The sequence below is a fragment of the Streptomyces sp. CNH189 genome, from assembly GCF_000527195.1.
In genome coordinates, this window is record NZ_AZUS01000002.1 from 418974 (window position 1) to 441209 (window position 22236).

General features: G+C 73.0%; 21 protein-coding genes and 1 pseudogene. 9 read left to right on the top strand and 13 right to left on the bottom strand.

Going from position 1 to position 22236, the window contains the following annotated elements; all coding sequences use genetic code 11:
- The first annotated feature begins 102 nt into the window (after positions 1 to 102).
- The 4 genes from B100_RS0104840 to B100_RS0104855 are packed head-to-tail and all read left to right on the top strand — an operon-like array spanning position 103 to position 2907.
- Entirely contained in the window at positions 103 to 636 is a 534-nt protein-coding gene (locus tag B100_RS0104840) for a phosphatase PAP2 family protein (protein WP_024883314.1), read from the top strand.
- A complete protein-coding gene (locus B100_RS0104845) occupies positions 633 to 1568 on the top strand; it encodes a decaprenyl-phosphate phosphoribosyltransferase (RefSeq protein ID WP_024883315.1) in 936 nt (311 codons plus the stop codon). The genes B100_RS0104840 and B100_RS0104845 overlap by 4 nt, the downstream gene beginning before the upstream one ends.
- Complete coding sequence (locus B100_RS0104850) at positions 1565 to 2002, top strand: GtrA family protein (RefSeq protein WP_024883316.1); 438 nt, start codon at positions 1565 to 1567, stop codon at positions 2000 to 2002. The genes B100_RS0104845 and B100_RS0104850 overlap by 4 nt, the downstream gene beginning before the upstream one ends.
- Complete coding sequence (locus B100_RS0104855) at positions 1990 to 2907, top strand: YihY/virulence factor BrkB family protein (RefSeq protein WP_024883317.1); 918 nt, start codon at positions 1990 to 1992, stop codon at positions 2905 to 2907. The genes B100_RS0104850 and B100_RS0104855 overlap by 13 nt, the downstream gene beginning before the upstream one ends.
- Here B100_RS0104855 and B100_RS0104860 read toward each other — a convergent pair.
- Positions 2855 to 4129: a D-alanyl-D-alanine carboxypeptidase family protein gene (locus B100_RS0104860; protein ID WP_024883318.1), complete on the bottom strand. Its 1275-nt coding sequence runs from the start codon at positions 4127 to 4129 to the stop codon at positions 2855 to 2857. The two genes, B100_RS0104855 and B100_RS0104860, sit on opposite strands and share 53 nt — an antisense overlap.
- A 91-nt stretch (positions 4130 to 4220) precedes the next feature.
- On the opposite strand from B100_RS0104860, the gene B100_RS0104865 reads away from it, so the two are divergent.
- Together B100_RS0104865 and B100_RS0104870 are read left to right on the top strand one after the other, a co-directional pair.
- Positions 4221 to 4469, top strand: a complete 249-nt coding sequence (locus B100_RS0104865) for an SCO4848 family membrane protein (protein WP_024883319.1) — start codon at positions 4221 to 4223, stop codon at positions 4467 to 4469.
- Positions 4470 to 4501: 32 nt separating this feature from the next.
- Entirely contained in the window at positions 4502 to 5884 is a 1383-nt protein-coding gene (locus B100_RS0104870) for a metallophosphoesterase (protein ID WP_024883320.1), read from the top strand.
- Between the two features lie 136 nt (positions 5885 to 6020).
- On the opposite strand, the gene B100_RS0104875 is transcribed toward B100_RS0104870, so the two are convergent.
- Both B100_RS0104875 and B100_RS0104880 read right to left on the bottom strand, forming a co-directional pair.
- Positions 6021 to 7520 carry a sensor histidine kinase gene (locus tag B100_RS0104875; RefSeq protein WP_024883321.1) on the bottom strand — a complete coding sequence of 500 codons (1500 nt, stop codon included), beginning with the start codon at positions 7518 to 7520 and terminating at the stop codon, positions 6021 to 6023.
- A complete protein-coding gene (locus B100_RS0104880; RefSeq protein WP_037722421.1) occupies positions 7517 to 8206 on the bottom strand; it encodes a response regulator transcription factor in 690 nt (229 codons plus the stop codon). Before B100_RS0104880 ends, B100_RS0104875 begins: the two co-directional genes overlap by 4 nt.
- A gap of 163 nt (positions 8207 to 8369) precedes the next feature.
- Here B100_RS0104880 and B100_RS0104885 point away from each other — a divergent pair, with 163 nt between their 5' ends.
- The gene (locus B100_RS0104885) at positions 8370 to 10790 is read left to right on the top strand and encodes an MMPL family transporter (protein WP_024883323.1); all 2421 of its coding nucleotides are present in this window, start codon (positions 8370 to 8372) and stop codon (positions 10788 to 10790) included.
- Here B100_RS0104885 and B100_RS0104890 read toward each other — a convergent pair.
- The 3 genes and pseudogenes from B100_RS0104890 to B100_RS0104900 all read right to left on the bottom strand — a co-directional run bounded on the left by B100_RS0104890 (position 10783) and on the right by B100_RS0104900 (position 12684).
- On the bottom strand, positions 10783 to 11622 hold the full coding sequence (locus B100_RS0104890; protein WP_024883324.1) for a TetR family transcriptional regulator: 840 nt from the start codon (positions 11620 to 11622) through the stop codon (positions 10783 to 10785). The two genes, B100_RS0104885 and B100_RS0104890, sit on opposite strands and share 8 nt — an antisense overlap.
- Positions 11623 to 11654: 32 nt before the next feature.
- A pseudogene (locus B100_RS33665) lies at positions 11655 to 12091 on the bottom strand (thiol-disulfide oxidoreductase DCC family protein).
- A 185-nt stretch (positions 12092 to 12276) separates the two neighbouring features.
- Complete coding sequence (locus B100_RS0104900) at positions 12277 to 12684, bottom strand: hypothetical protein (protein ID WP_024883325.1); 408 nt, start codon at positions 12682 to 12684, stop codon at positions 12277 to 12279.
- A 234-nt stretch (positions 12685 to 12918) separates the two neighbouring features.
- Here B100_RS0104900 and B100_RS0104905 point away from each other — a divergent pair, with 234 nt between their 5' ends.
- Both B100_RS0104905 and B100_RS0104910 read left to right on the top strand, forming a co-directional pair.
- Positions 12919 to 14361 carry an MFS transporter gene (locus B100_RS0104905; protein ID WP_024883326.1) on the top strand — a complete coding sequence of 481 codons (1443 nt, stop codon included), beginning with the start codon at positions 12919 to 12921 and terminating at the stop codon, positions 14359 to 14361.
- The gene (locus B100_RS0104910) at positions 14358 to 15581 is read left to right on the top strand and encodes an FAD-dependent monooxygenase (protein ID WP_024883327.1); all 1224 of its coding nucleotides are present in this window, start codon (positions 14358 to 14360) and stop codon (positions 15579 to 15581) included. Before B100_RS0104905 ends, B100_RS0104910 begins: the two co-directional genes overlap by 4 nt.
- On the opposite strand, the gene B100_RS0104915 is transcribed toward B100_RS0104910, so the two are convergent.
- From B100_RS0104915 to B100_RS0104945, 7 genes are all read right to left on the bottom strand, one after another.
- Positions 15524 to 16216, bottom strand: coding sequence for a response regulator transcription factor (locus B100_RS0104915; protein ID WP_024883328.1), 693 nt, complete (start codon positions 16214 to 16216; stop codon positions 15524 to 15526). The genes B100_RS0104910 and B100_RS0104915 overlap by 58 nt on opposite strands.
- Positions 16213 to 17454 (bottom strand): histidine kinase, encoded by a 1242-nt coding sequence (locus tag B100_RS0104920; RefSeq protein WP_024883329.1) that lies wholly within the window; start codon positions 17452 to 17454, stop codon positions 16213 to 16215. The genes B100_RS0104915 and B100_RS0104920 overlap by 4 nt, the downstream gene beginning before the upstream one ends.
- A 356-nt stretch (positions 17455 to 17810) precedes the next feature.
- Positions 17811 to 18590, bottom strand: coding sequence for a succinate dehydrogenase iron-sulfur subunit (locus B100_RS0104925; protein ID WP_019527838.1), 780 nt, complete (start codon positions 18588 to 18590; stop codon positions 17811 to 17813).
- On the bottom strand, positions 18590 to 20344 hold the full coding sequence (gene sdhA, locus B100_RS0104930) for a succinate dehydrogenase flavoprotein subunit (RefSeq protein WP_024883330.1): 1755 nt from the start codon (positions 20342 to 20344) through the stop codon (positions 18590 to 18592). The genes B100_RS0104925 and sdhA overlap by 1 nt, the downstream gene beginning before the upstream one ends.
- A 19-nt stretch (positions 20345 to 20363) precedes the next feature.
- The gene (locus tag B100_RS0104935) at positions 20364 to 20846 is read right to left on the bottom strand and encodes a succinate dehydrogenase hydrophobic membrane anchor subunit (RefSeq protein ID WP_024883331.1); all 483 of its coding nucleotides are present in this window, start codon (positions 20844 to 20846) and stop codon (positions 20364 to 20366) included.
- 5 nt (positions 20847 to 20851) lie between these two features.
- Positions 20852 to 21232, bottom strand: a complete 381-nt coding sequence (gene sdhC / locus B100_RS0104940) for a succinate dehydrogenase, cytochrome b556 subunit (protein ID WP_078540725.1) — start codon at positions 21230 to 21232, stop codon at positions 20852 to 20854.
- 263 nt (positions 21233 to 21495) lie between these two features.
- A complete protein-coding gene (locus B100_RS0104945) occupies positions 21496 to 22101 on the bottom strand; it encodes a 2-oxo-4-hydroxy-4-carboxy-5-ureidoimidazoline decarboxylase (protein WP_024883333.1) in 606 nt (201 codons plus the stop codon).
- Positions 22102 to 22236 lie beyond the last annotated feature (135 nt).

Below are 22236 nucleotides of genomic sequence, written 5' to 3' on the forward strand. Positions count from 1 at the left end.
GTTGGTTTTGAAACGTCAATCCCGTCCCCGAAACGGGTGATTAATGGGATGTCGTCCCGAAGCGATGGAAATCCGGTGCGCCGGGGGTGAACAGTGAGCCACATGGACGACCACCACGACCTCCTCCGGCCCCGCGGTCTCCACGGGGTGGACCACCGGATCGTCTCCGCGCTCAGAGCGTGCGGCGCGGACCCCCGCGTGGCCGGTGCCGCGCGCGCCCTGTCCTGGGCGGGGGAGCACGGGGCCGTATGGGTCGCGGCGGGCCTCGCGGGCGCGGTCGTGGACCGTCCGCGGCGTGGTGCCTGGCTGCGCGGCACCGCGCTCACCGCGGGCGCGCACGCGGCCAGTTCGCTCGTGAAGCGGGTCGTGCGCCGCCCCCGGCCCGCGCACGTCGAGCCGCTGGTCGGCACCGTCGGCCGGCACTCCTTCCCCAGTTCGCACGCCACCTCCGCGGCGGCCGCCGCCGTCGCCTTCGGCGCGCTGGGCGCCCGCGCGGTGCCCCCGCTGGCCGCCGCGGTGTGCGTGTCCCGTCTGGTGGCCGGCGTCCACTACCCGTCGGACGTGGCGGCCGGTGCCGCCCTCGGCGCGCTCACGGCCCGGCTCGGCGCCCGCTGGATGAAGGGGGGCACGGCGTGACGCTGCTGAGTGAGCGCTCCGAGCGCGGGCAGGCCGAGCCGTCCCTCCGGGGCGGGGTCCTCACCGGCCTGCTGCGCACCGCGCGGCCCAAGCAGTGGGTCAAGAACGTCCTGGTGGCGGCCGCCCCGGCCGCCGCGGGCGACCTCTTCACCCGCCACGCCCTGTCCCGGCTCGCCCTGGTGTTCGTGCTGTTCACCGCCTGCGCCGCCGCCGTCTACCTCGTCAACGACGCGCGCGACGCCGAGGCCGACCGTGCCCACCCCGTGAAGTGCCGCCGCCCGGTCGCCGCCGGACAGGTCCCGGTGCCCGTCGCCTACGCCGCCGGGATCGCCCTCGGTGTGCTCGCGCCGGCCGCCGCCGCGCTGCTGTGCCCGCCGGAGCTGGCCGCGCTGCTGACCGCCTACCTCGTCATGCAACTGGCGTACTGCGTCGCCCTGAAGCATGTGCTGGTCGTCGATCTCGCCGTCGTCACCGCCGGGTTCGTGATGCGCGCGGTGGCCGGCGGGCTCGCCCTCGGCATCCCGCTGTCCCGCTGGTTCCTGATCACCACCGGCTTCGGCGCCCTGTTCATGGTCGCCGCCAAGCGCTACTCCGAGGCCGTGCAGCTGGCGGGCAACGGGGGAGCCACCCGCGCGCTCCTCACCGAGTACACCACCGGCTACCTCCGCTTCGTCTGGCAGCTCGCCGCCGGCGTCGCCGTCCTCGGCTACTGCCTGTGGGCGCTGGAGGAGGGCGGGGTGCCGCACACCAGCGTGCTGCCCTGGCGCCAGCTGTCCGTGGTGGCCTTCGTCCTCGCCGTCCTGCGCTACGCCGTCTTCGCCGACCGGGGCACGGCCGGCGAACCGGAGGACGTGGTGCTGGGCGACCGCGCCCTCGCCCTCATCGGCGTGGTGTGGGCGGCCATGTACGCCGCGGCGGTGGTCGACTGGTGAGGGACCGTCTGCGCCGGTACCGGCGGGAACTCCTCGGCTTCGCGACCGCCGGCCTGCTCGCCTACGCCGTCGACCTCGCCCTCTTCACCTACCTGCGCGGCCCCGGCGGACTCGGCCCGCTCACCGCGAAGGCGCTCTCCTTCGTCGCCGGCTGCGCGGTGGCCTATGCCGGCAACGCCCACGGCACCTACCGGGGGACCCGGGTGCGCGGCGCCCGCCCCTTCGCGCTGTTCTTCGCCGTCAACCTGGCCGGCGCCGCCGTACAACTGCTGTGCCTGGCCGTCAGCCACTACGGGCTGGGCCTCACCTCGCAGCGGGCGGACACCGTGTCCGGCGCGGTGGTCGGCATGGCCCTCGCCACCGTCGTCCGTTTCTGGGGCACCAGGACATTGGTCTTCCGTGACGCGGGCAGAGTCGGTTCGTGGACTGGCTGAAAAAGCTTCCGGTGGTAGGTCCGTGGGTGACCCGGCTGTCGCTCACGCACGCCTGGCGGTCGTTCGAGCGGCTGGACCGGGTGCACTGGACGCGGCTGGCCGCCGCGATGACGTTCCGGAGTTTCGTCGCGCTGTTCCCGCTGCTCACCGTGGCCGCGGCGATCGGCGCGGCCACGCTCGGCACGGAGCGGCAGGACACCCTCCAGGACACCATCACCGACCAGGTGCCCGGCATCTCCGACCAGTTGGACGTCGGGGAGCTGGTGGACAACGCGGGCACCGTCGGGCTGATCGCCGGCGCCGTGCTGGTGTTCACCGGCATCAGCTGGGCGGGCGCCATGCGCGAGTGCCTGCGCGCGGTGTGGGAGCTGCCGGACGACGAGGAGAACCCGGTCCTGCGCAAGGGCAAGGACGCGGGCATCCTCGTCGGGCTCGGCGGGGCGGTCCTGGTCACCCTGGCCGCCTCCGCGGTCGCCTCCGCGCTGGTCGGCCGGATCGGTGACGCCGCCGGACTGGAGAAGGGCGGCTGGGGCGGCGTCGTCCTGCAGGGCGTGGCGTTCGCCGTGGCCGTCGCCACCGACTTCCTGCTCCTGCTGTACGTCCTCACCCTGCTGCCCGGCGTCGAGCCGTCCCGGCGCCGGCTGATCGTCGCCGCGCTCACCGGCGCCGTCGGCTTCGAACTGCTGAAGCTGCTGCTCAGCGGCTATCTGCAGGGTGTGGCCGCGAAGAGCATGTACGGCGCGTTCGGCGTCCCGGTGGCGCTGCTGCTGTGGATCAACCTCACCACGAAACTGGTCCTGTTCTGCGCCGCCTGGACGGCCACGCCCGGCAAGGAGGACGAGTCCCCGCCGGTCACGGACGGGGACGACGGCGCACCAGGTCCGGCAGCGGCCAGCGCCGGTTGACCAGGAACGCGCCGCCCGCGAGCAGCACCAGCACCCCTCCGGCGATGCCCAGAGCCACGCCCATGCCGTCGGCGCCGCCGCCCGTGTCGGCGCTCGCCACCGGCCTGGACCCGGCCACGGTGCCGCCCGCCTCACCGGGCGACGCGGACGGGCCGGGCGCGGCACCGGCCTGCGCGGCGCCGCGCGGCGGCACCAGCTCACCCACCGGTTCGACCTTGCCGGCGGCGGCGAAGCCCCAGTCGAAGAGCCGCGCGGTCTCCTTGTAGACCTCGTTGGACTCCTTCTTCTGCGGGTTCATCACGGTGACCAGCAGCACCTTGCCGTCGCGCTCGGCGACACCGGTGAAGGTCGCGCCGGCGTTGGTGGTGTTGCCGTTCTTCACCCCGGCTATGCCCTGGTAGACGGGCACGTCGTAGTCACCGCTCAGCAGCCGGTTGGTGTTCTGGATCTCGAAGGACCCGCGGACCCGCTTGCCCTTCTTGTTCTTCTTCGTCTCCCCGGGGAACTGCGCCCGCACCGTCGAGCAGTACTCCCGGAAGTCCTTCTTCTGCAGCCCGGAGCGGGCGATCAGGGTCAGGTCGTACGCGGAGGACACCTGGCCCGGGGCGTCGTAGCCGTCCGGGCTGACGGCGGTGGTGTCGAGGGCCTGGAGCTCCTTGGCGTGCGCGTTCATCTCCGCGACGGTCTTCTTCACGCCGCCGTTCATCGCCGACAGCACGTGCACCGCGTCGTTGCCGGAGCGCAGGAAGACGCCCAGCCACAGGTCGTGGACCGTGTAGGTCTCGTTCTCCTTGATCCCGACCATGCTGGAGTTCGGCCCGACACCGGCCATGTCCGAGGTCTGCACGCGGTGCGTGGCCGTCGCCGGCCACTTCGGCAGCAGGGTGTCGGCGAACAGCATCTTCAGGGTGCTGGCGGGGGCCAGCCGCCAGTGCGCGTTGTGGGCGGCGAGCACGTCGCCGCTCTCGGCGTCCGCGACGATCCAGGACCGGGCGGACAGCTCCTTGGGCAGCACCGGCACCCCGGCGGCCAGGTTCACCTGGGTCCCCGGCTTCGCCAGCCGTTCGCCGCCCACGATCGACATGTTCGCCGGGGGAGTGGCCGACGGTGTCGTGGACGGTTTGGGAGCGGCCAGGGCGGCCGGCGCGGTCAGCGCGGTGGACAGCAGGACGGCGGAGGCGACCAGCAGGGAGCGCCGGGCGGTCTTCTGGGAAGCGGGCACGGTCCGCAAGGTACATGCCATCCCGGTCGACGTCCCGGCCCGGCCCCCACCCCGCGAAGGGAACCGGACACGGCGCGGCGATACTGGACGCATGAAGCTCAGCCGCCCCGTCTCCTGGTTCCTGCTCGCCTTCGGGGTGTGGAGCTGGGTCATCTGGATCACTTTCGTCAAGAACCTGGTCAAGGACAGCAGTGGACTCGCGTTCGACGACGGGCACCCCACGGCCTACTTCTTCGTTCACCTGACGCTCGCCGTCGTCTCTTTCGTACTGGGGACGGTCGTAGGGGGCATCGGGTTGCGCGGTGTGCGCGCATTGAGCCGGACGTCACGGACCACGTGACGCCGTAACGGGAAGCAGGGGAAGTCCGCCTCGTGGCCATCGTCTTCGTACTCGTCGCGCTGCTGGTCGTCGCCGTCCTGGTGACGGGCAACTGGTACGTGTGGCGCCGCCTGTTCCGGGACACCACCGCGGGCCCCGGCGCCGTGCGCCGCGTGGGCGCGGCGGTGATCGCCGGCGGGTGGCTGCTGTTCATCGGCGGCATGGTCGCCTCCCGCACCGACGCGCCGTTCGCCCTCCAGCGGGTGCTGGCCTGGCCGGGCTACCTGTGGCTCGCCCTCAGCCTGTACCTGCTGCTGGCCCTGCTCGTCGGCGAGCTCGTCCGCCCGGTGCTGCGCGGGGTCCTGGAGCGGAGGGCGGCGAGCGGCCCGTCCCGGGACGCCACGGCGGCGCCGGACCCGGCGGAGAGCGGCGCGGCGGCGGACGCACCGGCGCGGGGCGTCATCGCGGACAGCGCGGCGGCGAGGAGCGCGGCGGCCGGGGCGGCGGAGGCCGGCCCCACGACGGGCGGATCGGTGGCGGCCGACCCGGCGGAAGGCGGCTCGACGGCCGCCGGTACGACCGGAAGCGGCGCCTCCGTGGCCCCCGCGGCCCCCTCTCGCCGACTGTTCGTCTCCCGCGTCGTCGGCGGGGCCGCCGCCGCGGCGGCGGTCGGCACCGTCGGGTACGGCACCTACGGCGTGCTGCGCGGACCGAAGGTCAAGCGGGTCACCGTGCCGCTGGCCAAGCTGCCCCGCGCGGCGCACGGTTACCGCATCGCCGTGGTCAGCGACATCCACCTGGGCCCGGTGCTCGGGCGGGGCTTCGCGCAAAGGGTCGTCGACACGATCAACTCGACCCAGCCCGACCTGATCGCCGTGGTCGGTGACCTGGTGGACGGCAGCGTGAAGGACCTCGGTCCGGCGGCGGCCCCGCTCGCCCAGCTGACGGCACGTCACGGGGCGTACTTCGTCACCGGCAACCACGAGTACTTCTCCGGCGCCGAGCAGTGGGTCGAGGAGGTCCGGCGGCTCGGCCTGAACCCGCTGGAGAACGCGCGCACCGAGCTGCCGCACTTCGACCTCGCGGGCGTCAACGACGTGGCCGGCGAGGACGAGGGCCAGGGCCCCGACTTCGCGCGGGCGCTCGGCGACCGGGACCGCGCGCGGGCGTGCGTGCTGCTGGCCCACCAGCCGGTGCAGATCCACGACGCCGTGGACCACGGCGTGGACCTCCAGCTGTCCGGGCACACGCACGGCGGCCAGCTCTGGCCCGGCAACCTGATCGCGCGCGGCGCGAACCCGACCGTGGCCGGCCTCGACCGCTACGGCGACACCCAGCTCTACGTCAGCCGGGGCGCCGGAGCCTGGGGCCCGCCCACCCGGGTGGGCGCCCCCTCGGACATCACGGTGATCGAGCTGGCCTCCCTCCAGGCCTGACCCGGCGCTCCGGAGCGGCGCGCCCGGCTGCTGCACCCGGGGTCGGCCGGAGCCCTCGTCTGCTGCCCGGGCCGACGACCCAGGCCCGCCCGCTGCCCCCCGGGGGCCCCGAGCCGCCGCCCGCTGCCCCCGGGGCTCACCCGGTGCGGGCGGTCTCTTCCTTGTCTGGCGCCGGGACGGCGTGTGGGCCGGGAGCGGGCAACGTCACCGTGACGGTCAGGCCCTCCCCCCTCGCCGTGTCCACGGTGACCTCGCCGCCGTGCGCCCGTACGACGCCCTGCACGATCGCCATGCCCAGCCCGCTGCCCGCGCCCCCGCCCGCGCGGAAGAACCGGTCGAAGACCCGCGCCGCGTCGTCCGGCGCGAGCCCGGGCCCCTCGTCCGCCACCCACAGCCGCACGGCGCCGTCCGAGCGGGCCGCGCCCAGCCGCACCGGCACGTCCGCCGGGGTGTGCGTGCGCGCGTTGCCCGCCAGATTGCCCAGCACCTGGCGCAGCCCGGCCTCGTCGGCGTGCACCAGCACCGTGCCGTCCGCGTCCACCCGCACCGGCCGGTCCGGCTGCTGCACCCGCAGGTCCTGCGCCGCGTCCCGCACCAGCCGGCACACGTCCACGTTCCGCAGCCGCAGTTCGGGACGCTGGTCGAGGCGGGCCAGCACCAGCAGCTCGTCGACCAGCCGCCCCATCCGGTCGGACTCGGTCATCATCCGGTCCCAGGCCCGCTCGCGCTCCGCGGGGTCGCGCAGCATCCCCCGCTCGTACAGCTGGAGGTAGCCGCGGATCGCGGCCAGCGGGGTGCGCAGCTCGTGCGAGGCGTCGGCCACGAACCGCCGCAGCTGCGCCGCGCTGCGCTCCCGGGTCCGGTACGCCGACTCCACCTGCTGGAGCATCGAGTTGAGCGCCAGCCGCAGCTGCTCCACCTCCAGGGTCGGATCGCAGCTGGACGGCACCCGCCGGGTCAGGTCGCCCTCGGCGATCGCCGACGAGGTCTCCACCATGTCCTCCAGCGGCCGCATCCGGCGCCGCACCCCGAACATGGTCAGACAGGCCAGCACCAGCAGCAGCAGCGTCCCGATGGCCAGGTCGAACCTGACCGCCTTGGCCACGCCCTCGTGCAGCGGCTCGGTGGAGCCGGCGATGAGGACGCCGGTGCCGTCGGCGAGACGGGTGGCGGTGACGCGGTAGGTGCTGCCCCGCACGGTGACGTCCCGCGGCTCCGGGTCCCGGATCAGCGCGTCCGGATCGCCCACAGCGTCCGCCAGGTCGCGCTGCGCCCGGGAGGGTGCGAAGCCGAACACGGGGACCGGCTCGCCTTCGCGGTCCACCGCGGCGAAGACCGAGTCGGGGTCGCTGACGTCCTGGTTCCACTCCGGCTCCACCCGGTCACGGAAGAAGCTCAGCGCGCTCAGCGAGTCGATCTGCCGCAGCGTCAGCTCCGAGCCGCCGAGCGAGTCGCGGGTACGGACCAGCTCCGTGTCGATCTGGTCGAGCAGGTAGTAGCGCATGCCGAGCACGCTCACCGCGGTCGCGGCGACGATGCCCAGCGCCAGCAGCACCACGTTCGCCAGCGTGAGCTGCGCGCGCAGCGACCGCACCCGGGGGCGGCCGGGGCGCGGCGGGCGTGTCCGGCGTGTCACGTCAGCCCGTACCCGACACCGCGCCGGGTGGCGATGACCGGAGGGCCGAGGGGGTCCAGCTTGCGGCGCAGATAGCTGATGTAGGTCTCCACGACGGTGGAGTCCTGCGGGACGTGCTCGTACTGCCAGACGTGCCGCAGCAGCTGTTCCTTGGGCACGATACGGCCCGCGTTGCGCACCAGGAAGCGCAGCAGGGCGTACTCGGTGGGGGTCAGCTCGACGCTGCGGCCGGCGCGGCGCACGGAGTACGTCGTCTCGTCCAGCTCCAGGTCGCCGTGGCGCAGGGGAGCCCGCTGCGGCAGCACGTCGGCGGGGCGCGTGCGGCGCAGCACGGCCGTGATCCGGGCGACCACCTCGTCGATGTTGAACGGTTTGGTGATGTAGTCGTCGCCGAAGCCCAGCGCCCCGACGACCTCGGCGGGCGCGTCCCGCGCGGTGAGGAACACCAGGGCCGTCTCCGGCCGGCGTCCGCGCAGTTCGCGGCCCAGGGCGCGGCCGTCGCCGTCCGGCAGCATCACGTCGAGCAGCGCGCAGTCGGGCCGTGTGTGCTCGGTCAGCGCGAGCGCCTCACGGACCGACCCCGCGGTCATGACCTCGAAGCGGTGGTAGCGCAGGGCGATCGCGAGGACGTCCGCGATGCTCTCCTCGTCCTCCACGACGAGCACGGTGCCGGGAGCTGTCGTCATGTTCCCCAGTATCGGCGTGACCGTCCGCCGAAGTACCGGTTGTCGCTTTGGAGTTCCTTGAGAGTCCCGGGCGAGCCGTGTCCCCGGGCGGGTGCCGCCGCCGATTCTGCTGCCAGGACCCGGGGGACCGACCGAGCGACGAAGGAGCGGACACGTGGCGGTATTGGCACGCTGGTGCTATCGGCAGCGGCTGGTGGTCCTTCTGCTGTGGGTGGGGGCGCTGTTCGGACTGGGGGTGACGGCGAGCGGTGCGGGCACGAACTACGCCGAGGTCTTCTCGCTGCCGAACACGGACTCCAAGCAGGCGTACGACCTGATGCGCAAGGCGTTCCCGGAGCGCGCCGGGGACACCGACACCGTGGTGTGGAAGGTGGACGAGGGCACCGTGCGCGACGAGTCGGTGCGCTCCCGGATGGAGGCGGCGCTCGCGGAGATCGGGCGCATGGAGGGCGTCGGCGCGGTCGCCGGACCCTACGGCGAGCAGGGCGCGGCGCAGATCAGCGAGGACGGACGGATCGCCTACGCGCAGGTGACATTCGCCGAACAGGCGGACGCCGTGCCGAAGGCTCTGGTCCAGGACGTCGTCGACACGGCCCAGGACGCGGCCGGTGACGGGCTCCAGGTGGAGCTGGGCGGCCAGGCCGTCACCCGGGTCCAGGAACCGCCGACGGGCACGGCCGAGCTGGTCGGTATCCTCGCGGCCGCCGTGGTGCTGTTCGTCGCGTTCGGCTCGCTGTTCGCGATGCTGCTGCCCCTGGTCGTCGCCGTGTTCGGCGTCGGCACCGGGATGTTCGGCACCCAGCTGATCAGCCATGTCACCGACGTCCCGGAACTGGCGTCCCTGCTGGCGACGTTGATCGGTCTGGGCGTCGGCATCGACTACGCCCTGTTCATCGTCACCCGGCACCGGCGCGGCATCCTGCGCGGCATGGACGCGGAGGAGGCGGCGGTCACCGCGCTCAACACCTCCGGCCGGGCGGTGCTGTTCGCGGGCGGCACGGTGTGCATCGCGCTCGCCGGGATGCTGGTGACGAACCTGCGCTTCCTGGACGGCGTGGTCATCGGCACCTCGCTGACGGTCGTGCTCAGCGTGCTCGCCGCCGTCACGCTGCTGCCCGCGCTGCTCGGCCTGCTCGGGCACCGGGTGCTCAGCCGCCGTCAGCGCCGCCGGCTGGAGGCCGCGGGCCCGCACGGTGAGGCGGTGGGCGGACTCGCCGCCCGCTGGTCGGCCACCGTGCAGCGCCGGCCGCGGGCCGTGGCCGCGGTGGCGGTGGTCCTGATGGCGGCGCTGGCCGTGCCGCTGCTGTCGCTGCGCCTGGGCACCGTGGACCAGGGCAACGACGACGCCTCGACGACCACCCGGCAGGCCTACGACCTGCTCGCCGAGGGCTTCGGGCCCGGCTTCAACGGGCCGCTCCAGGTGGTCGTGGACGGCGATGCCCCGGCCGGTCTGGTGCGCGCCGTCGAGGACACCGAGGGCGTCGCCCAGGTGGCGGCCGCCCCGCCCGCCGGCGGGGTCACCGTCATCCAGGTCGTCCCCGACACCTCCCCGCAGGACGTGGAGACCGACCGGCTGATCGACACGCTGCGCGAGGACGTCATCCCCGCCGCGGGCGTCGAGGCCCACGTCGGCGGTGTGACGGCGGTGTCGAAGGACTTCGCAGCGGTGACGGGCGACCGGCTGCCGCTGTTCGTCGGCACGATCATCGGCCTCGGCTTCCTGCTCCTGCTGCTGGCGTTCCGCTCGCTGGTGGTGCCGCTGACGGCCGCCGTGATGAACCTGCTCGCGGCGGCGGCCTCCTTCGGCGTGCTGGTGGTGGTGTTCCAGTGGGGCGTCGGACTCGACGTGCTGGGTCTCGGCCAGGAGGGCCCGATCGCGGCCTTCCTGCCGATCATCATGCTGTCGCTGCTGTTCGGCCTGTCCATGGACTACCAGGTGTTCCTGGTGAGCCGGATGCATGAGGAGTGGGTGCACACCCGGGACAACGCCCGCGCGGTGCGGGTCGGCCTCGCGGAGACCAGCCGGGTCATCAACTCCGCCGCCCTGATCATGGTCTGCGTCTTCCTCGCCTTCGTGCTCAGCGGCGACTACGGCGCCGCCATGGCAGGCGTGGGTCTGGCCGCCGCGGTCGCGCTGGACGCGTTCGTGCTGCGCACCGCGCTGGTCCCGGCCGTGATGCACCTGCTGGGCCGTGCCAACTGGTGGCTGCCGGCCGGACTGGAGAAGCGGCTGCCGCACCTGGCGGTCGAGCCGAAGGAGGACGAGGGCACGCCCGCCGTGGCGCCGGCGGAGGGCAGCCCGGACGGGGCCGCCTCGGCGGTCCACGGCTTCGTCCGCACCCCCGAGGGCGAGCCGGTACGGGGCGCGGCCGTCACGCTGCTCACCCCCGGCGGCCGTCAGCTGGACCGGGTGGTGTCCCTGGCCGACGGGGCGTACATCGTGGCCGTGCCGGCGCCGGGCACCTACCTGCTGGCGGTCACGGCCTCCCCGTACGGCTCGCGGGCGGCGCACGTGACCGTGGCGGACGGGCCGTACGTGCACGACGTGGAGCTCACGCCCGGAGGAGTGGACGTCGTCAACTGACGTCGTCGGGGCGCCCGTCGGCGGCGGGCGCCCCTTCGGTTCCCTCCACCCCCTCCGCCCCCTCCTCCTCGTGCCCGCCCCGCGCACCCCGTCGGCCGGTGTCCTCGCGGCCGGCGGGGTCGGGGAGCGCCCTGGTCATGCCGGGCAGGAACTCCGTGAACAGCTCATGCACGTCCCGCACCAGCGGCCGCAGCACCCGGAACCGGGCCAGGGCCACGCCCCGCGCGGTGAGCCGGGCGCCCCGCTCGGCGAGCCGGTAGCTGCGCTCACGGCCCTCGGTACGGTCGAAGATCCAGTACAGGCACAGCCCCATCTGGGACAACCACATCAACTCGGGCAGGATGTCCCGCAGTTCCTCGGGGACCTTGGTCTTCGTGCCGGCCAGCACCGCACGGTGCACGCTGATCGCCTCCTGGCGCGCGTGCTCCGACTCCGGCGAGAAGGGGCTCAGCGGGCTGTCCGGGTCGGCGGCGTTCTTGAAGAACTGCACCGCGAACTCGTGGTACGGCGTGGCGATGTCCAGCCACGCCTTCAGCACCCCGGCGAGGCGGGCCTCCAGGTCGGTCTCCCGGGCCAGGATGTCCCGGACCGCGGCCTGGTGCTCGCCGGCGATCCGGTCGTAGAACCCCTGGATCAGGTGTTCCTTGCCCTCGAAGTAGTAGTACGCGTTCCCGACGGAGACCCCGGCCTCCTGGGCGATGGCCCGCATGGTCGTCTTGTCGTACCCGCGCTCCTGGAACAGCCGCATGGCCGTCTCGAGGATCAGGGCGCGGGTCTGCTCGGACTTGCTGAGGGGGGCGCCGGGGTCGGGGCCGTCGTTCTTCGCGGGCACGGGAACAGAGCCTAACGTCCGCGGCACGCGGCCTACGGGGCGGCGCAGGAGTCGGAGCCGCAGCCCGGCGGGGTGTGGTGCCGGCCGTCGCGCGGGTCGTACGTCCACCCGTCGCCGGACCGGTGGACGCGGCCGCCCCGCGAGGCCGTCACCCCGCGCCACGTGGCGGCGGCCAGCACCGCGCCCTTCGCGAACGGCATCCCGGAGGGCGTGCTCAGCCGGTGTGCGAGCCGCCGGTGGTCGCGCAGCGCCCACAGGGTGACGATCCAGGCGGCCGCGCCCCGGTACACCTGCCCGCCGTCCCCGACCACGGTGATCTCGGACAGGGTGGACCCGTGGTCGAGGCCGGGGAAGCGGTTCCGTGCGGCGGGTGACCCCGCCGGGATGGACTCCAGGGGACGAGCTGGGGCCGCTTGACGAGCCAGTCGCGGACGTACGTGCACAGGGGGCAGTCCGCGTCGTACAGCACGGTCAGACGGCGGACCGGGACACCGTACCCACGGCCGAGGGGGTGCCTCGCAGTGTTGTACGCCGGGTGCGGCCCGTCGGGGGTCGGTCGCGCAGTTCCCCGCGCCCCTGGGGGTGTTGGCCCGCCGGGGGTCGATGGCGCGGTGCCCCGCTCCCCTGGGGGTGTTGGTCCGCCGGAGACCGTGTTCATGCCTGGGCCGCCGGGGTGGTCCAGCCCTGCGGGGGCACCGGCGGGTTCTGCTCCCGCTCCATCACACCGCGCCGCCGGATCCTGTTCAGCACGTACACGTTGGCCAGGTGCATCACGCCCAGGACGAGCAGCACCACGCCCAGCTTGGCGGAGAGCGCCTCGAAGATCCCGCGGGTGTCGGTGACGGTGTCGTCGTCGCTCAGGTAGAGGGCGACGAAGCCGAGGTTCACCAGGTAGAAGCCCACGACCAGGAGGTGGTTGACGGCGTCCGCGAGCTTCTCGTTGCCGTGCAGAACGTCGGCGAGGAAGACCCGCCCGTTCCTGCTGAGCGTACGGGCCACCCAGACGGTCAGCCCGATGCTGACGACCAGGTAGATGACGTAGGCGATGACGGTACGGTCCATGCCCCACCCCTTCTTGAACGCGTTCAAAACGCTGACAGGGGTGACTGTAGCGCCTTCTTTTGAACATGTTCAACTCACCTGCGGAGGCGGCCCGTGTCGTGTCCCGGCACCAGGGCCGCGCCCCAACTGGTGCGTACGCACCAGGCGAAGACGGTGAAGGGCGACGATGCCCGGAAGGGGCGCCGAGCGGAACCGTGGGACGTGCTCACCGACCCCTACGAGAACGGGACGTCCATGTCCGACACCCTGCTCCCGCCGCCGCGTTTACGGCGCCCCGCGATCGCCGCCCTCGGGGTGCTGGCGCTCGCCCTCGGCGCCCTGCAGTCCGTGGTGGAGCCCGCGCTCCCCCTGCTCCAGCGCGAGCTGGGGCTCGGCCCGTCCGAAGGCGCGCTGGTCGCCAACACCTTGCTCGTCACCGGCGCGGTCCTCACCCCCGTCGCCGGCAAACTCGGCGACCGCTACGGCGGCAAACGCGTCCTGCTCCGGCTGATGGCCGTCGTCGCGGCCGGCGGACTGCTCGCCGGGCTGGCCCCCGGACTGCCGATGCTGCTGCTCGGCCAGGTCCTTCAGGGCGCCATGGTCGGCGTGCTGCCGCTGTCCTTCATCCTGGTCCGCGTCCATCTGCCGGCCGGGCGCACCCAGGCGGCGATCGGTGTGGTCGTCGCCCTGTTCACCGGCGGCGGCATGCTCGGCATGCTGGGCGCCGGTCTGATCGCCGAACATCTCTCCTGGCACTGGATGTTCGTGCTGCCCACCCTCGTGGTCGTCGTGGCGGCCGTCTTCGTGGCGCGGCTGATGCCGTCCGACGCACCGGTCCGGCAGGACGAGCGGATCGACTGGCCCGGCGTGGTCCTGCTGAGCGCCACCCTGCTCGCCTTCATGCTGGGCCTCGTCCTGCTGACCGGCGGCGGTCTTCCGCCGCTCGCCGCGGCCGCGTTGCTCGTGCTGGTGGCCGTGCTCGCCACCGCCTGGGTGCGCGTCGAGCGGCGGGCCGTCTCCCCGATGGTCGACCTGCGCATGCTCGCCCGGCCCGCGATGTGGCAGGCGTGCCTGCTCACCCTGCTCGTCACCGTCACCCTCGGCATGGTCACCCTGCTGCTGCCGCAGCTCCTCGCCGTCTCGGGCGACGGCTACGGCTTCGACGCCGACACCACGGACATCGGCCTCTACCTCCTGCCCGGCGCGATCGCCGGCGCCATGAGCGACGCGGTGGGCGGGGTCGCCGCCCGGCGGTTCGGCGCCCGTGCCGTGGTCGCCGTGGCCGCGCTCGCCACCGCGGCCGTCATGTTCGGCCTCGCGGCCCAGCACGACTCCGCCTGGCAGCTCGCCCTGGCCAAGACGCTCACCGCGTTCGCCGCGGGCATCGCCACCACCGCGCTGCTGGCCGGCACCGCCACCGCCGTCGACGCCGGGGACACCGGCATCGCCACCAGCCTGCTCGTGGTCACGCGGGTGATCGGTGTCGTCGTGGGCGCCCAGATCGCGGGCGCGCTGCTGGCCGCCGGAACCGATTCCGGCACCGGACTGCCCGCCGAGGCGGCCTTCACCACCGGCTTCGCCGTCACCGGCGCCACCGCGGCGCTCGGCCTGCTCCTCGTCCGCGCCACGCGCGCCTCCCGTTCCCCGCGTCCCGTCGAGCCCGCTCACACCCCCGTGAAGGAAGGCACCCGTTCATGACCACCCCGCGCACCGTCCTCATTTCCGGAGCCAGCGTCTCCGGACCCGCCCTCGCCTACTGGCTGCACCGGGCCGGGTTCGCGGTCACCGTGGTGGAGAAGGCCGGCGCCCTGCGCGGCGGCGGCTACCCGGTCGACATCCGCGGCACGGCGACCGAGGTGGTCCGGCGGATGGGCCTGTGGCCGCGGCTGCGCGAGGCGCACGTCGGCCCTCGCCGCGCCACCTTCCTCGACGCCGCCGGCCGTACCGTCGCCTCCCTGCGAGCCCCCGCCGACGAGGGCGAGCCCCGCGACCTGGAGATACGGCGGGGCGACCTCGCCGACGCCCTGTACGGGTCGGTCCGCGACGACGTGGAGTTCCTCTTCGGCGACTCGGTCGCCCGCTTCGACCCGGCCGCGCACGGTGTGGACGTCACCTTCCGCAGCGGGCGGCAGGGCACGTACGACCTGGTGATCGGCGCGGACGGCATGCACTCGGCCACCCGGGCCGCCCTCTTCGGCCCCGAGGACCGCCACCACCGCTATCTCGCCTACTGCTTCGCCCTGTTCACCCTGCCGAACCCCGCGCACCTCGACCGTGAACTGGTGCTGTGGAACACCCCGGGGAAGGCCGCCGCCCTCTACGCCACCGGCGACGGCCCCGAGGTGCACGGCTTCCTCACCTTCCACCGCCCGCAACCCTCGCGCGAAGCCCTGCGCGACCTGGACGCCCAACGGGATCTGGTGGCCGAGGTGTTCGCGGGCGAGGGCTGGGAGATCCCGCGCATGGTGGCGGCCGTGCGCGACACCGACGACCTGTTCTTCGACACGGCGGGACAGATCCGCATGCCCCGCTGGACGCGCGGCCGCGCCGCCCTCGTCGGCGACGCCGCGTACGCCCCGTCCTTCCTCACCGGGCAGGGCACCAGCCTCGCGCTGTCCGGCGCCTACGTCCTCGCCCACGCCCTGGCGGCCCACCGCGACCACACGGCCGCCTTCGCCGCCTACGAGGACCGTATGCGCCCGTACGTGACCGCCAACCAGGCCCTCGTCGACGAGGGCGGTGCCACGCTCTTCCCCGTCACCGCCCAGGCCCTGGAACAGCGCGACGCACACCTGCGCACCCTCGACGCGCTGCCCTCCGCGCGGCCCCGCCCGGCCCACACCGCCCTGACCCTGCCGGACTACGACGAGCGTCCGGCCCCGTCCTCCGGGGTGACCCGGGCCAGACCGGTCCGGTAGGCGATGACGACGAGCTGCGCGCGGTCGCGGGCCTCCAGCTTCGTCATCGCGCGCTGCACATGGGCGCGGACGGTGAACGGGCTGAGGACCATCCGCTCGGCGATCTCCTGGTTGGACAGGCCGGTCGCCACCAGCGCCACCATCTCGCGTTCGCGCGGGGTGAGCACGTCCAGCCGGCCGGCGTCCTGCGGAGGGGCGCCGGCCGGCGCGGCGAGGAACCGGGCGACCAGCGAGCGGGTCGCGGCCGGGGACAGCAGCGTCTCGCCCTCCGCGACCGTCCGCACGGCGTCCGCCAGGTCCTCCGCGCCGATGCCCTTGCCGACGAAACCGGCGGCCCCCGCGCGCAGGGCCCGCGCCACGTTCTCGTCCGTCTCGTACGTGGTGAGGATCAGCACCCGGGTGGCCCGCAGGTCAGGGTCGGCGCAGATCTCCGTGGTGGCGGCGAGGCCGTCCGCCTCCGGCATGCGGATGTCCATCACCACGACGTCCGGGCGCAGTTCGCGGGTCAGCCGCACCGCTTCCCGGCCGTCGCCGGCCTCGCCCACCACGGTGATGTCGTCGGTGCTCTCCAGCAGCAGCCGGAACGCGCCGCGCAGCAGCGCCTGGTCGTCGGCGAGCAGCACCCTCAGCGTCATGCGGTCCGTCCCTCGTCCGTGGCTTCGGGCATCCACCCCGTCCCCTCACCGTCGGCCGCGCCCTCACGCACGGACGGCAGGGGCAGCCGGGCGGTCACCAGGAAGCCCCCTTCCGGGCGCGGGCCCGCCGTCAGCTCCCCGCCCACCGCGGCGGCGCGCTCCCGCATGCCGATCAGCCCGTACCCGGGCGGCCGGTCCGACAGGGCGGGCGGCCCGCCCGGGGCGCCCCCGTCGTCGGACACGGTGACGGTCAGCCGCCCGCCGCCCCAGTCCAGCCCCACCCGGGCGCCACGGCCCGCCGCGTGCTTGGTCACGTTGGTCAGCGCCTCCTGCACGATCCGGTACGCGGTGAGGTCCACGCCCGGCGGCACCGTCCGCGCCGCTCCCTCCTCACGCACCGACACCTCCAGCCCGGCCCGCCGGAAGGACTGCAGCAGGTCTGGCAGCCGGTCCAGCCCGGGCGCGGGCCCGTCGGGCGCGGCCGTGTCCCCGGTCTGGCGCAGCAGGCCGACCGTGGCGCGCAGTTCGTCGAGGGCGTGACCGGTGGTCTCGACGAGCTCCCGCAGGCTCGCGCGGGTCTGCTCCGGACGCGAGTCGAAGAAGTGGGCGGCGACCGTGGCCTGCGCGTTGGCCAGGGTGATCTGGTGCGCCACCAGGTCGTGCAGCTCCCGGGCGATCCGCACCCGCTCCTCCGCGACCCGCCGCCGCGCCTCCAGCTCCCTGCTCTCCTCGGCCCGCCGCGCCCGCTCCTCCACGGCCGCCAGATACGCCCGCCGGGTCCGCACCGCCTGCCCGACCAGCCACGCCACCAGCGGCGCCGCCGCCACCGTCCCCATCCGGCCCGCATCCCGCCACGAGAGGTCCCCGGACAGCGGCACGGACGCCGCCAGCACCACGGCGGAGAGGGACACCGCGCCCACCGCGCGCCGTTCGCCGGGCACGCCGAGCGCGCAGGCGTACGCGGCGACCAGGGCGGGGGCGATCACGGGCGGGGTCAGCACCAGTCCGAGGGGCTGCGCCACCAGACCGGCCGCGGTGGTCACCGCCAGCACGGCCAGGGGCTTTCGGTGCCGCGGCGGGAGCACGGCGCAGGACACCACGGCGACCAGGTACGCGGCGGCGGTCGGCGGGGTCAGGGTGTTGTCGACCCGCACGGTGCCGCCGAGCAGACAGATCACGAAGGCGGCCGCGACGACCGCCCCTTCCCGCCACCGGCGGGTGCCGGTACGCGTCACCACCGGGGTCACCGCGGGCCCGCCGGGAACCGCGCCGGGACGCGGACCGGTGCCTCACCCGCGACGTCCGGACCTGGCAGCACGCGGCCCAGGATAGGGGGCGGCCACCGGAGAGCGAAGGCGCCGGGGGCGGGGGAGCGTGTCACGCACGGACGGGATCGCATGACTCCCACCCTCCGGTTCCGCCGCCGGCCGGGCATCGTCCCGTGGTGCCGTCCCCACTGGTGCGCACGCACCGGCCGGGCACACGGCCTGGTGCGGACGCACTACACGCAGGCACCGCGGCGGGGCACCCGCGAACGCCCGAGGGCCCGTCTCCGGATCGGAGGCGGGCCCTCGGGCTGGTACGGCGCGGTGCCTCAGTAGCGGCGCGTGATCAGCGCACGCTTCACCTCGGCGATCGCCTTGGTGACCTCGATACCGCGCGGGCAGGCGTCCGTGCAGTTGAACGTCGTGCGGCAACGCCACACGCCGTCCTTGTCGTTGAGGATCTCCAGGCGCTGCTCGCCGGCCTCGTCACGCGAGTCGAAGATGAAGCGGTGCGCGTTGACGATCGCGGCCGGGCCGAAGTACTGGCCGTCGTTCCAGAACACCGGGCACGACGAGGTGCACGCGGCGCACAGGATGCACTTGGTCGTGTCGTCGAAGCGCTCGCGGTCCTCGGCGGACTGCAGCCGCTCACGCGTCGGCTCGTTGGTGTCCTTCGTGATCAGGAAGGGCATCACGTCCCGGTACGCCTGGAAGAACGGCTCCATGTCGACGACCAGGTCCTTCAGGACCGTCAGGCCCTTGATGGCCTCGACCGTGATCGGCTTCTCGGGGTTGATGTCCTTGATCAGCGTCTTGCACGCCAGGCGGTTCTTGCCGTTGATCCGCATGGCGTCGGAGCCGCAGATGCCGTGGGCGCAGGAACGGCGGAAGGTCAGGGTGCCGTCCAGGTCCCACTTGATCTTGTGCAGCGCGTCGAGGACACGCTCCTTGGGGTCGATCTCCAGCTGGAAGTCTTCCCAGGTCGCGTCCGCGGAGACCTCCGGGTTGAACCGGCGGATCCGCAGGGTGACGGTGATGTAGGGGGAGTCGGCGAAGCCGGGCTCGGGGGAGCCGGCCGCGTCCGCCTTGTCCAGTACGGGGGTAGCCATCAGTACTTACGCTCCATCGGCTGGTAGCGGGTCTGGACGACCGGCTTGTAGTCCAGACGGACGGTCTCGGTGCCGTCGGCGCCGACCTCGCGGTACGCCATCGTGTGGCGCATGAAGTTGACGTCGTCGCGGTTCGGGTAGTCCTCGCGGTAGTGACCGCCGCGGGACTCCTTGCGGGCCAGCGCGGAGACGGCCATGACCTCGGCCAGGTCGAGCAGGTTGCCCAGCTCGATGGCCTCCAGCAGGTCGGTGTTGAACCGCTTGCCCTTGTCCTGGATCGCGACGTTCTTGTAACGCTCGCGCAGTTCGGCGATCTTCTCGACCGCCGTCTTGATCGTCTGCTCGGTGCGGAACACCATCACGTTGGCGTCCATGGTCTCCTGCAGCTCGCGGCGCAGCTCGGCCACCCGCTCGTTGCCGGTGGAGGAACGCAGCCGCTCGATCTGCCCGACGACCAGGGACTCGGGGTCCTCCGGCAGCTCGACGAAGTCCGCGGTCTGCGCGTACTCCGCGGCGGCGATGCCGGCCCGCTTGCCGAACACGTTGATGTCCAGCAGCGAGTTGGTGCCCAGCCGGTTGGCACCGTGCACGGACACGCAGGCCACCTCGCCGGCCGCGTACAGGCCGGGGACGACGGTGGTGTTGTCCGCCAGCACCTCGCCCTGGACGTTGGTCGGGATGCCGCCCATCGCGTAGTGCGCGGTGGGCTGGATCGGAATCGGGTCCGTGTAGGGCTCGATGCCGAGGTAGGTCCGCGCGAACTCGGTGATGTCGGGCAGCTTGGCGTCCAGCTGCTCCGGCGGGAGGTGCGTGAGGTCCAGGTAGACGTGGTCGCCCTCGGGACCGCAGCCGCGGCCCTCGCGGATCTCCGTGTAGATGGAGCGCGAGACGACGTCACGCGAGGCGAGGTCCTTCATGACCGGCGCGTACTTCTCCATGAAGCGCTCGCCGTCCTTGTTGCGCAGGATGCCGCCCTCACCGCGGGCGCCCTCCGTCAGCAGGATGCCCATGCGCCAGATGCCGGTCGGGTGGAACTGGAAGAACTCCATGTCCTCCAGCGGCAGACCCCGGCGGTACACGGCGGCCTGGCCGTCACCGGTCAGGGTGTGCGCGTTGGACGTCACCTTGAAGAACTTGCCGGTGCCGCCGGACGCGTAGATCACGGACTTCGCCTGGAAGACGTGGATCTCGCCGGTCGCCAGCTCGTACGCCACGACGCCGGACGACTTCTTGACGCCGTCGACCTCGGTGATCAGCTGGTCCAGGACGTAGAACTCGTTGAAGAACTCCACGCCCTCCTTGACGCAGTTCTGGTACAGCGTCTGGAGGATCATGTGGCCGGTGCGGTCCGCGGCGTAGCAGGACCGGCGGACCGGGGCCTCGCCGTGGTTGCGGGAGTGACCGCCGAAGCGGCGCTGGTCGATGGTGCCGTTCGGGGTGCGGTTGAACGGCAGGCCCATCTTCTCCAGGTCGAGGACGGAGTCGATGGCCTCCTTCGCCAGGATCTCGGCGGCGTCCTGGTCGACCAGGTAGTCACCGCCCTTGACCGTGTCGAAGGTGTGCCACTCCCAGTTGTCCTCCTCCACGTTGGCGAGCGCGGCGGCCATGCCGCCCTGCGCGGCGCCCGTGTGGGAGCGGGTGGGATACAGCTTGGTCAGCACGGCGGTGCGGCTGCGCTTCGTCGACTCGATGGCGGCGCGCATACCGGCGCCACCGGCGCCGACGATGACGGTGTCGTACTTGTGGATCTTCATGATTCTCGCAGCCCCGTGCCTAGCGGATGTTCGGGTCGAAGGTGAAGATCACCAGCGTGCCCAGCAGGATGGTGAACACCGTGGCCGTGTAGAGCAGGCCCTTCAGCCACAGGCGGGTGTTCGGCCGCTCGGCGTAGTCGTTGATGACCGTGCGCAGGCCGTTGGCGCCGTGCAGCATGGCCAGCCACAGCATCGCCAGGTCCCAGACCTGCCAGAAGGGGCTCGCCCAGCGGCCCGCCACGAAGGCGAAGCCGATCTTCGAGACGCCGCCGTCCAGCACGAGCTGGATCAGCAGGTGCCCGATGACCAGGACGACCAGCACGACACCCGACAGTCGCATGAAGAGCCACGCGGCCAGCTCGAAGTTGCCGCGGGTGGACTTCGGGGTCTTCCGGGTGCGCTTGCGCGGGGGCTCGATGACCGGCGCGGGGTTGTCGACGGAGTAGAGGGACCCGCCCTCGACGGGGCCGATGCCCGCGGCGGAGGTTTCAGTCGTGGACATCTGCGTCAGCTCCCGAACAGTTCACGAGCGGCGTGGCCGAGGACGGGGTAGATCGCCCCGAGCATCAGCACGATCCACACGGCGACGACGGTCCAGAGCATCTGCTTCTGGTACCGGGCGCCCTTGATCCAGAAGTCGACGGCGATGACACGCAGGCCGTTGAGCGCGTGGAAGAGGATGGCGGCGACGAGGCCGTACTCCAGCAGCGCGACGATCGGCGTCTTGTACGTGGCCACGACGTTGTCGTAGGCCTCGGGGGACACGCGCACGAGGGCGGTGTCCAGCACGTGAACGAACAGGAAGAAGAAGATGAGGACGCCGGTGACTCGATGAGCCACCCAGGACCACATTCCTTCCCGGCCGCGGTACAGCGTTCCAGCCGGCACGGAAATTTCCTCCGGGAGCGGTGATTGGGGCCGCGCCGGCTTTCCTTGTCGGTCGGGCCCGGCCGGGTACGGTCCACCGGCCCCCAGCATGGTAGCGACGGTTGCCTGTGGCGCTTACGGGGGGCCTGCCGGTGTGATCAAACTTGCACCAAAAGGGGGGCCCGGTTGGTGCGGGCGGCCGCCGGAAGAGGGGGGTGTGCGGCTAATTGCCGGGTGCGGCGCCGTGGGGGCTTGTCGCGCTCACGCGGCGGAGCCGCACATCGTCACGGTCCCGCGCCCCTCAGGGCGTCGTGCAGACGTTCCCTGGCCAGGAGGCGGAGCTGGTCCCGGGTGACCGCGTGCTCCTCCTCGGGATCGTTCGCCAATCGTGACCGGATGTTCTCCAGGACGCGGTCCAGGATCTCGTTCCCGGGGACGCCGTCCAGGCAGATGACGAACACATGGCCGAACTTGGCCTCGTAGGCCGCGTGCGCGGCGTTCAGGGCGGTGTGGGCGGCCGTGTAGGTGTCCTCGGGGAGGGAGGGGAGCGGCTCGGCGGCCAGCGCCTCGGCGATCTCCTCCGGCGAGAGGTCGTACGTCGCCTCGTCCGAGGCGGCCAGGAGGGACGCCACGTCGGGGTAGGGGCGGTGGCCGGTGAGCAGCAGCGCCCAGCGACGGCTGCGCAGACAGGCCAGGAGGGCGCGCTCGGCGTCCGGCTCGGGGGCGGTGTTGAACCACTCGAGCGGGGACGGCGAGCCGGGCGCGCCGCGGGACTGTCCGGGTATGGCGACTCGGCCGGGGAGGTCTGGGAGACGGTGCGCAGGCAGCGTGGGTCCTCGTGGGCGTCTCGTGTGTGTCGGTGGCAGATGCTGTGAGAGTTGTGACGTCACGTTATCGAGTGAGTCCGAGACGTGTCCGATCGGTACCCCCATTTCACCCGGACGGCAGAGTTTGGGGACGGCTTGTGGACGCCTCTCACCCGAACGGGTCGTACGTTGGCAGAGTGAGTCGGCACAGGCAGCACG